The 8667-nt window shown below is 65.4% G+C and carries 9 protein-coding genes and 1 pseudogene; 4 read left to right on the forward strand and 6 right to left on the reverse strand.

Features of this window, described 5'->3' with window-relative positions; all coding sequences use genetic code 11:
• Positions 1-18: 18 nt before the first annotated feature.
• The 3 genes from CT676_RS22015 to CT676_RS22025 all read left to right on the forward strand — a co-directional run bounded on the left by CT676_RS22015 (position 19) and on the right by CT676_RS22025 (position 4916).
• Entirely contained in the window at positions 19-729 is a 711-nt protein-coding gene (locus CT676_RS22015) for a GntR family transcriptional regulator (protein WP_085403697.1), read from the forward strand.
• Between the two features lie 205 nt (positions 730-934).
• Entirely contained in the window at positions 935-1348 is a 414-nt protein-coding gene (locus CT676_RS22020) for a response regulator (protein WP_085403698.1), read from the forward strand.
• 67 nt (positions 1349-1415) lie between these two features.
• The gene (locus CT676_RS22025) at positions 1416-4916 is read left to right on the forward strand and encodes a PAS domain S-box protein (protein WP_135215359.1); all 3501 of its coding nucleotides are present in this window, start codon (positions 1416-1418) and stop codon (positions 4914-4916) included.
• Between the two features lie 155 nt (positions 4917-5071).
• Here the strand turns inward: CT676_RS22025 and CT676_RS22030 are convergent, their stop codons facing one another.
• Complete coding sequence (locus CT676_RS22030; protein ID WP_071916993.1) at positions 5072-5707, reverse strand: response regulator; 636 nt, start codon at positions 5705-5707, stop codon at positions 5072-5074.
• A gap of 149 nt (positions 5708-5856) precedes the next feature.
• Here CT676_RS22030 and CT676_RS22035 point away from each other — a divergent pair, with 149 nt between their 5' ends.
• Positions 5857-6147, forward strand: a complete 291-nt coding sequence (locus CT676_RS22035; protein WP_085398200.1) for a hypothetical protein — start codon at positions 5857-5859, stop codon at positions 6145-6147.
• A gap of 54 nt (positions 6148-6201) precedes the next feature.
• Here the strand turns inward: CT676_RS22035 and CT676_RS22040 are convergent, their stop codons facing one another.
• From CT676_RS22040 to CT676_RS45305, 5 genes and pseudogenes are all read right to left on the reverse strand, one after another.
• Positions 6202-6705 carry a response regulator gene (locus CT676_RS22040; RefSeq protein ID WP_085398201.1) on the reverse strand — a complete coding sequence of 168 codons (504 nt, stop codon included), beginning with the start codon at positions 6703-6705 and terminating at the stop codon, positions 6202-6204.
• Positions 6706-6860: 155 nt separating this feature from the next.
• The gene (locus tag CT676_RS22045; RefSeq protein ID WP_014490546.1) at positions 6861-7178 is read right to left on the reverse strand and encodes a hypothetical protein; all 318 of its coding nucleotides are present in this window, start codon (positions 7176-7178) and stop codon (positions 6861-6863) included.
• 2 nt (positions 7179-7180) lie between these two features.
• Positions 7181-8062 carry a protein-glutamate O-methyltransferase CheR gene (locus CT676_RS22050; protein WP_085398203.1) on the reverse strand — a complete coding sequence of 294 codons (882 nt, stop codon included), beginning with the start codon at positions 8060-8062 and terminating at the stop codon, positions 7181-7183.
• Positions 8063-8121: 59 nt separating this feature from the next.
• On the reverse strand, positions 8122-8508 hold the full coding sequence (locus CT676_RS22055) for a response regulator (protein ID WP_018321619.1): 387 nt from the start codon (positions 8506-8508) through the stop codon (positions 8122-8124).
• A gap of 32 nt (positions 8509-8540) precedes the next feature.
• Positions 8541-8667: pseudogene (locus CT676_RS45305) on the reverse strand (chemotaxis protein CheW); the annotation flags it as partial.

Raw genomic sequence — 8667 nt, forward strand, 5'->3', positions numbered from 1 at the left:
AAGCCCGCGGGACCCGCCATGGAAGCAACCGATACCGCGCCGCGCGCGGCACGACCCGCCCGGCTCGATCGCGCCCGCCAGGCCGCGCCGCAGGTGTTCGAGCGGCTGCGCAATGCGATCATCGCCCTGGAGCTGCCGCCGGGCGCGCCCCTGTCACGCGCCGAGCTTGCCGGCCAGTTCGGCGTCAGCTCGACACCGGTGCGCGATGCGCTGATGCGGCTGGAGGAGGAAGGGCTCGTCGACGTGTTTCCGCAGCACGCGACCGTGGTCAGCCGGGTCGACGTCGGCCGCGCCGAGCAGGCACATTTCCTGCGCCAGGCGCTGGAGCTCGAAATCGTCCGGATGCTCGCGGAACAGCATGACCAGGCCCTGGTCATCCGCCTTGACCACGCGGTCGCGCTCCAGCAGCAATTCGCCAAGGCCGGGGACTTCGAGAGCTTCATCGCCGGCGACAACGATTTTCACGCGCAGCTCTACGCCGCCGCCGGAAAGCAAGACCTGTGGACGCTGGTGCGCAGCCGCAGCGGGCATATCGACCGGCTGCGCCGGCTGCATCTGCCCTCGCCCGGCAAGGCCCAGAACATCGTCCGCCACCACAAGCTGATCACGCGCGCGATCGAGGCCGGAGACGCCGACGCCGCGCAGCAGCATCTGCGCAAGCACCTGTCGGGCACGCTCAGCGAGCTCGACAAGATCCGGAGCCACCATCCCGAATACCTGACCGATTAGGCCCGCGACACGATCCGGGCGTGCGTCAGGGACCGCATGTGCACGTAAGCATGCATATGGCCGACCTCGCCGAAATCGCGCGAGGCGGACAAGGTGTCGGCCGCGAAGTGCTTGCAGGCCGGACGGAAACCGCGCAACAATTTCGCATTTGATGCTTTGATTTGGGGTCGCTGGAACGTCCCATCCGGCCCGGAGGGTTTCAGACGTGGCCAACATCCTGATTGTGGATGACGACCCGGCCGTGCAGATCACGATCCGGCTGATCCTGGAGAGGGCCGGCCATCACGTCACCGCCGCCGGCGACGGCCACACGGGGCTTGCGCTGTTCGAGGCGAGCCGGTTCGACCTCCTGTTCCTCGACATATTCATGCCTGGCATGGACGGACTGGAGACGATGCGCCACATCCGGGTGCTGCAGCCGGCCCTTCCGATCATCGTCATTTCCGGCCGCGCCGTCGCCCCGGACGCGTATGCCGAGCCGGACTTTCTGAAGATGGCGACCAAGCTCGGCGCGGTCGCAAGTCTGCAGAAGCCGTTCCGGCCGGACGCCCTGCTCGCCGCTGTCGACGGCTGCCTCCCATCCGCGCCACAAGCCAATGCCGCCTCCGGCAGCCGATGACGGGGCGATCCATGTTGCAGCGTAGCAGGACATTCGGGACCGCTCGCGACGCGGCGCGAAGGCCGATATGACCCTCGCGACCCGGCTGGCCATCGCAATGATCCTGCTGGTCGCGGCTGCGGTCGCCGCTGTCGGATGGCTGAGCCATTACAGCCTGGAACAAGCGTTCCTGCCGCGCGTGCTCGACCGTATCGAGGGCCACTCGCGGCTCCTGGCCTCGCAACTCGAAGCGCATGTGAACGGCGCTCGCGCCGACGTTGCGACGTTCCGCTCCCGTGCCGCCGCGCGCGGCATGATCGATGCCCATTTCAACGACGGGGTCGATCCGGTCGATCACCTCTCGGAGAAGACCTGGCGCGACCGCTTGCTGACGCGCCTCGTGGCCGACGTCGGCGCCAACCCGGCCTACGCAAAATTCCGCATCATCGGTGCCGACGGCGTCGAGTATCTGCGCGTCGACCGCTCCGGCCCGAACGGAGCGGTGCGTGCGGTTCCCGACGATGCCTTGCAGAACAAGGGCGAGCGCTCCTTCTTCCAGGCGGCGATCAAGCTGGCAGAAGACCAGGTCAGCGTCTCCCCGGTCGAACTGGACGTCGACGACGGCGTGGTTCAGATGCCCTATGTTCCGACCTTGCGCGTCGCGGCGCCCCTGTTTGGGTCCGATCACCGGCTGTTCGGCATCGTCGTCGTCAATGTCGACATGCGCCAGGTGTTCGACCGTATCAGGATATCGATCCGGAACGGTGAAGCGGTCTATGTGGTCGGCCGTAACGGCGATTATCTCGTGCATCCGGATCGCACCCGCGAGTTCGGTTCGCAACTGGGGACACCAACACGCTGGCAGGACGACTTCCCCCATTTCGCAGCCATCACCGGATCGACGCTGGGTGCGACCCAGGTCGTGCCGGGCAGTGACGGCAAGCCGAGCGGCACCGCGATCGCGCCCGCAATCCTGGCCGAGGACCAGTGGGTCGGTGTCATCCGCGTCGTGCCCAACGCCGTCTTCATGGCGCCGGCCGTCACCATCGAGAAATCGACCATCACGATCGGCCTCATCGCGGTGCTGGTCGCCGCCATACTGGCCGTGCTGCTGGCGCGGTCGTTGACCCGGCCGATCGGGCAGCTCACTGCGGCGGTCGAGTGGCTCGGTCGGGACAATTCCATCAGAATTCCAACCGACGCCCCCGGCGAGACTGGTGTGCTGGCGCGGGCATTTGCCCGTTTGATCGATGAAATGCGGGCGAAGACGGCAGCGCTGGAGCATGAGGTCGAGGAGCGGCGGCGCACCGAGGCCGCGCGCGACCAGCTCGCCGTCCGCGAACGCCTGTTCAGCGCGGCGGTCGAATCCTCCGACGATTCGATCGTCATGCAGACGCTCGACGGCATCATCATCGGCTGGAATGCGGCGGCCGAGCGCCTCTACGGCTATACGGCCGAGGAAGCGGTCGGACAGCCGACCTTGATCCTCCTGCCACCCGATCGCCGCGAAGAGGGCAAGGACTATCTGCGGCGGATTGCGACGGGCGAGCGGATCGAGCACTTCGAAACGGTGCGCCTGCGCAAGGACGGCAGTCCGGTCGAAATCTCGGTGAGCCTGTCACCGATCAGGGACGATTCAGGCGAGATCATCGGCGCGTCCGGCACGGCGCGCCGCCTGACCGATGCGCGACGGACCGAGCGCGCGCTGCAACAGCAGATCGAGGAACGGCGGCAGCTGTTCGACGCCTCGGAAGATCTGATCATGATCATGGATTCGCGGGGCCATATCGTGCAGGTCAGCCCGAGCAGCCAGGCCGTGCTCGGCTACCCGCCGGACGAGATGATCGGCCGCAGCGGCGTCGATTTCATCCATCCCGCGCATCTCGAGCAATCCCGCGAGGAGATGCGCGCGCTCCGGCGCGGCGGGCACCCCAGGCTCGCCGACACCCGCTGCATCCACAAGGACGGACGCGAGGTCTGGCTGTCCTGGCTCGGCAACTGGTCAGATCAGGCCAAACGCTTCTTCTTCGTCGGACGCGACATGACCGAGGCGAGGCGCGCGGAAGAGTCCTTGCGCGAAAGCGAGCTGCTCGCGCGCAATATCGTCGAGACCGCGCTCGACGCCTTCGTCCAGACCGACGAGCGCAGCACCATCCTGAACTGGAGCTCGCGGGCCGAGGAGCTGTTCGGCTGGCGGCGCGACGAAGCGCTGGGCAGGAATGGGGTCGACCTCATCGTCGCCGAGAGCGAGCGGGAGCGGGTCAAGGCCGGCCTCGCGCGCTTCCTCGAGTCCCAGGACGGCCAGACGCTCAACCGCCGCCGCGAGCTCGCGGTTCGCCGTCGCGACGGCAAGGAATTCAGGGCCGAGCTGAGCGTCACGGCGCTGAAACGCCGCGAAGGCATTCTGTTCAACGTGTTCTACCGCGACCTCACCGACAAGATCGCGTCCGAGGAGCGCATCCGCCACGCCGACAAGATGGAGGCGGTCGGCCAGCTCACCGGCGGCGTGGCGCATGACTTCAACAACATCCTCACCGTCATCACCGGGACGATCGAGATCCTGGCCGACGCGGTGGCGAAGGAGCCGGAGCTTGCGGCGATCACGAAGATGATCGACGAGGCCGCCGGGCGCGGCGCCGAGCTGACCCAGCACCTGCTCGCCTTCGCGCGCAAGCAGCCGCTGCAGCCGCGCGAGGTCGACATCAACGCGCTGATCATCGACACCGCAAAGCTGTTACGCCCGACGCTGGGCGAGCAGATCCAGATCGAATCGGTGTTCGAGGACGAGAGCTGCGTCGCGATCGTCGACCCCAACCAGCTCACCACCGCGATCCTCAACCTCGCGCTCAATGCCCGCGACGCCATGCCCGGCGGCGGCAAGCTGATCGTGGAGACGGGCGCCGCCTATCTCGACGAGGTCTATGCCAGCGTCAACGACGTCAGGCCCGGACACTATGTGCTGATCGCCGTGAGCGACACCGGCACGGGCATTCCTGCGCACATGCTGGCCCGGGTGTTCGATCCGTTCTTCACCTCGAAGGGACCGGGCAAGGGCACCGGGCTCGGGCTTTCGATGGTCTACGGCTTCATCAAGCAGTCCACGGGCCACATCAAGATCTACAGCGAGGAAGGCCACGGTACCACGATCAAGATGTATCTGCCGCCCGGCAAGACGGCCGCGGCCGTGGGCGAAGGCGTGACGCCGTCGACGATCGAGGGCGGACACGAGACGATCCTCGTGGTCGAGGACGACCGGCTGGTGCGCGACTACGTGCTGGCGCAGCTGCATTCGCTCGGCTACGTCACCTTGCAGGCCGCGAACGCAGCTGAGGCGCTCGCGATCGTCGCCACCGGCAAGCCGTTCGACCTGCTGTTCAGCGACGTCATCATGCCCGGCAAGTTGAACGGACGGCAGCTTGCCGACGAGGTGTCGAAGACGCGTCCGGACCTCAGGGTGGTCTACACCTCAGGCTATACGGAGAACGCGATCATCCATCACGGCCGGCTGGATTTAGGCGTGCTGCTGCTGGCAAAGCCGTATCGCAAATCCGATCTGGCGCGGATCATCCGCAAGGCGCTGAGCAGTTGAGGAACCGTGTCCCGGACAAGGCGCAGCGTGCAACGCTACGGCGCAGAGCCGGGACCCAGAACTGTCAGCCGTGACATTGGAGAGATGGGCCCCGGCTCAGCAGCGCATCATTGCATGACGCGCTGCGTCCGGGGCACGAGAGATGGCCAGTCGCGTTACGACGCGCGCTGGGCCGCGGTCATCACGATGCGGATCAGATCGGCGGCGTTGCGCGCCCCGAGCTTCTTCATGATGTTGGCGCGATGGTCCTCGATGGTGCGTGGGCTGATGCCGAGCGTGCGGCCGGCTTCCTTGTTGGACGCACCGGAAGCGAACTGCTCGAGCACCTCGCGTTCACGCCGCGTCAACGGCTCGCGTCCGGGGAAGTGCAGCGAAGAGAATTTCGGCGATACGCTCTCTGCCTGCCTGCGTGCATAGGCTCCGATCGCCTCGTCCAGCCGGCCGACGATCTCGCTGCCGCGGAACGGCTTTTCGATGAAATCGAGCGCGCCGCTCTTGATGGCGCCCACCGCCATCGAGATGTCGCCCTGCCCGGAGATCATGAAGATCGGCGCCGGATAATCTTCGCCCTGCAGTTCCTTCAGAATGTCGAGGCCCGACTTTCCGGGAATGTGCACGTCGAGCAGGATCGCAGCCGGCGTACGGTTCCGCGCGACGGAGAGCAGCGCTGCGCCGTCCGCAAAACAGATCACCTCATAACCCGCCGCCTTCAACACCATCGACAAGGTGTCGCGAACCGCAGGGTCGTCGTCGACCACGAAGATTTCACCACGAGAGGTTTGCTCGGCCATGTGCCACATCCAGTTGGCATTACGGACTCGCGTCCGCGCCAACCGTTATGGCGTTCGGCGCGGATTCGGCCCACCCGTATTTGTACGGGACATAGACTTAACGCACAAGTAGCGGCATTGCGCCTAATTGCAGGAGACGGAGAATATCCATGCTAAATTTGGCCGATACGCTGCCGCTGGTCGCAACATCCGAGGCCGACAGCCAACGATTGATCGCCGCCGACCTTCGCTTGCTGATCGCGCAGATCGAGACCAGTATGCGCCGGATCGCCGCAGCCATGGATCAAGAACACAGCAACGATCCGGAAGGTTCCGCCGACGTCTTCATACTCGACGACGTCACGCCGCGTTATGCCACCGCGAACGCCGCTCTGAACGCCTGCCGGGCAGGCCTCGGCCACGCCCTGCAATACCTGTCTGAATCCGGCAATCCGGCTTGAATTGCGACCGGCGCGGCGCAGTGCCCGCGTCCGATCGCATGGCAGCTCCGCGCCTCAGGCGCGGTGCCGTTCCACGATCGCGTCGGTAGCGACGCCACCCCAGGTGTGGATCGCCGGCAGCCCCATTGCGGTCTTGCCGAGATTGGCGAGACTGATCCGCAGGGCGGCGAGATCGAGCGGCTTCGGCAGGCCCTGGAGCTGGATCCCGACGGAACGAGCGAAGCTGCGGGCGGCGCTGCGGCGCTTGCCGTCCATACCGCTGATGACGATCACGTGGCCTGCGAATTTCGCGGCCACCATCTCGCGCAGCACGTCGATGCCGTCGCCATCCTCCAGCACGAGATCGAGCGTCACGCAGTCGAAGCGGGCGGCGCGGAGCTTCTCGATCGCCTCGGCGACGGACGGCGCCACCGTGACTTCATGGCCGGCCTGCTTGGCGGCGACCGTGATCAGGCTGCGCTGCGTGGCGTCGTCGTCGACCACCAGGAGCTGAAGCGCACGCCGCTCGGCGACGTCGGGCAGATTTGACGGGATGGGGGAGAGGGAACTTCGGGGCATTGCCGTATCCTGAGATTGAGACGGGCAATGTCTACACGGCTCGCGCTTAGGCCACGTAAAGCCGGTGCGGCGAATTCGTCCGGATGTTTTAGCAAATATGAACCAACGTCTCGGAAAGCGGCGACGGGGCGAGCGGGACGAGGCCTATTTGGCGATCACGCTGCCTCGTCACGGCCGCCGGCGGCGCCGCGCTTCTTGCGGTTCTTGCCGCGCAGGAACTGGATGTCCATTTCGGCGCCGTTGACGCGCACCAGCTCGCAACGGCGATAGGCGAGCCCGGTCGACGACAGCAGCAGGAAGAATTCCTTCAGGTTCAATCCCTGGATCGAGCCATCCACGGTGAGGATGGCATCGGTGTCGGAAATCGCATTGAGCTTGCAGTCGCGCCGCCACGTGCCGTCGATCGCCATGATGCAGACATCATAGCCACGACTGAACGTGACGCGCTCCGCGCCCTTGCCATCCTCTGCCATGCCTATCGTCCTGCCAACACCGCCATGCGCGGCGGCGCGGCGCCGGCGAGAGCCGGTTTGGCTGCCGCTGCACGCGGGTCGTTCGGCTTGTAGAGGCCGCGACGATCCGGGATCGGCCTGAACGTGTCGGTCAGTCCGACCACGGTTTCGGCTGCACCCAGCACAAGGAAGCCGTCTCCCTCGATCTGGCGGGCGAGGCGGTTGAAGATGTTGATCTTGGTGTCCTGGTCGAAATAGATCAGCACGTTGCGGCAGAAGATGACGTCAAAGGTGCCGAGCTGGGCAAAATCATGCAGCAGGTTGAGCTGCCGGTGCTGGATCATCGCGCGCAGCTCGGGATTGATCTGCCACGTCTCGCCGGTCTGCTTGAAATATTTCATCAGCATCTGGATCGGCAGGCCGCGCTGCACCTCGAACTGGCTGTAGATGCCGGCCTTGGCCTTCTCGAGCACCTCCTGCGACAGGTCGGTGGCGATGATCTCGACGCGCCAGCCGGTCAGGGCCGCGCCCATCTCCTTCAGGCACATCGCGAGCGAATAAGGCTCCTGCCCGGTCGAGCCGGCGGCGCACCAGATGCGCACGCTCCGTCGGCCGGCGCGCGCCTTGATGACCTCAGGCATGATGGTGTCGCGGAAATGATCGAACGGGACCTTGTCGCGGAAGAAGAAGGTCTCGTTGGTGGTCATGGCTTCGACCACGCTGGTGACGAGCGCGCTCGAGCCGCCCTGCAGCTTCTGCACGAGCTCGCCGATCCCGGACAGCCCGGCCTTGCGGGCGAGCGGCAACAGCCGGCTTTCAATCAGATATTGCTTGTCTGCGGACAGGTCGAGCCCGGAATGATCCCTCAGGAACTTACGCAGATACTCATACTCGGTCGGGGTCACGGATAGCCTCTCGGAAGCTGTACTGGGGACACTCTGGCTGAAGCGCTCGGGCCAGATACTCAGACCATGGCTTGTCCGACCGGGATCAAGCCGACTTCAGCGAACTTGTCGGCGATGATGTCTTTATCGAAGGGCTTCATAATGTACTCGTTGGCGCCGCCGCTGAGCGCCTGGGCGATATGAGCCACGTTGTTCTCGGTGGTGCAGAACACCACCTTCGGTTGGTCGCCGCCGGGCAGCCGGCGCATGTGGCCCATGAACTCGAAGCCGTCCATCACGGGCATGTTCCAGTCGAGCAGCACCGCATCGGGCAACTGCCGCTGGCAGATCTCCAGCGCCTTCGAGCCGTCCTCGGCCTCGGTGACTTCGAATTCCAGGCCTTCCAGGATCCGGCGTGCGATCTTTCGCACGACGCTGGAATCATCGACCACCAAACATGTCTTCATTTTGGTTCTCCGGCTTCGATGTTTCGGTTAGCTCAGGCAGCCATTTGCACTTCGGTTTTAAGCTCGAGGACGCGATCGACGTCGAGGACGACCATGAGCTGGCCGTCGAGGCGGTGGACGCCGCCGGCGAGCTTGGCCATGCGGGGATCGAGGTTGACG

This window comes from Bradyrhizobium sp. MOS001 (assembly GCF_004634465.1).
Classification (GTDB): domain Bacteria; phylum Pseudomonadota; class Alphaproteobacteria; order Rhizobiales; family Xanthobacteraceae; genus Bradyrhizobium; species Bradyrhizobium barranii.

What these genes read in the sequence shown, in the direction of transcription:
- CT676_RS22055 (WP_018321619.1), bottom strand. Translation starts at nt 8,508, where the DNA reads ATGAAGACATGTTTGGTGGTCGATGATTCCAGCGTCGTGCGAAAGATC.
- CT676_RS22015 (WP_085403697.1), top strand. Translation starts at nt 19, where the DNA reads ATGGAAGCAACCGATACCGCGCCGCGCGCGGCACGACCCGCCCGGCTC.
- CT676_RS22025 (WP_135215359.1), top strand. Translation starts at nt 1,416, where the DNA reads ATGACCCTCGCGACCCGGCTGGCCATCGCAATGATCCTGCTGGTCGCG.
- CT676_RS22045 (WP_014490546.1), bottom strand. Translation starts at nt 7,178, where the DNA reads ATGGCAGAGGATGGCAAGGGCGCGGAGCGCGTCACGTTCAGTCGTGGC.
- CT676_RS22030 (WP_071916993.1), bottom strand. Translation starts at nt 5,707, where the DNA reads ATGGCCGAGCAAACCTCTCGTGGTGAAATCTTCGTGGTCGACGACGAC.
- CT676_RS22040 (WP_085398201.1), bottom strand. Translation starts at nt 6,705, where the DNA reads ATGCCCCGAAGTTCCCTCTCCCCCATCCCGTCAAATCTGCCCGACGTC.
- CT676_RS22035 (WP_085398200.1), top strand. Translation starts at nt 5,857, where the DNA reads ATGCTAAATTTGGCCGATACGCTGCCGCTGGTCGCAACATCCGAGGCC.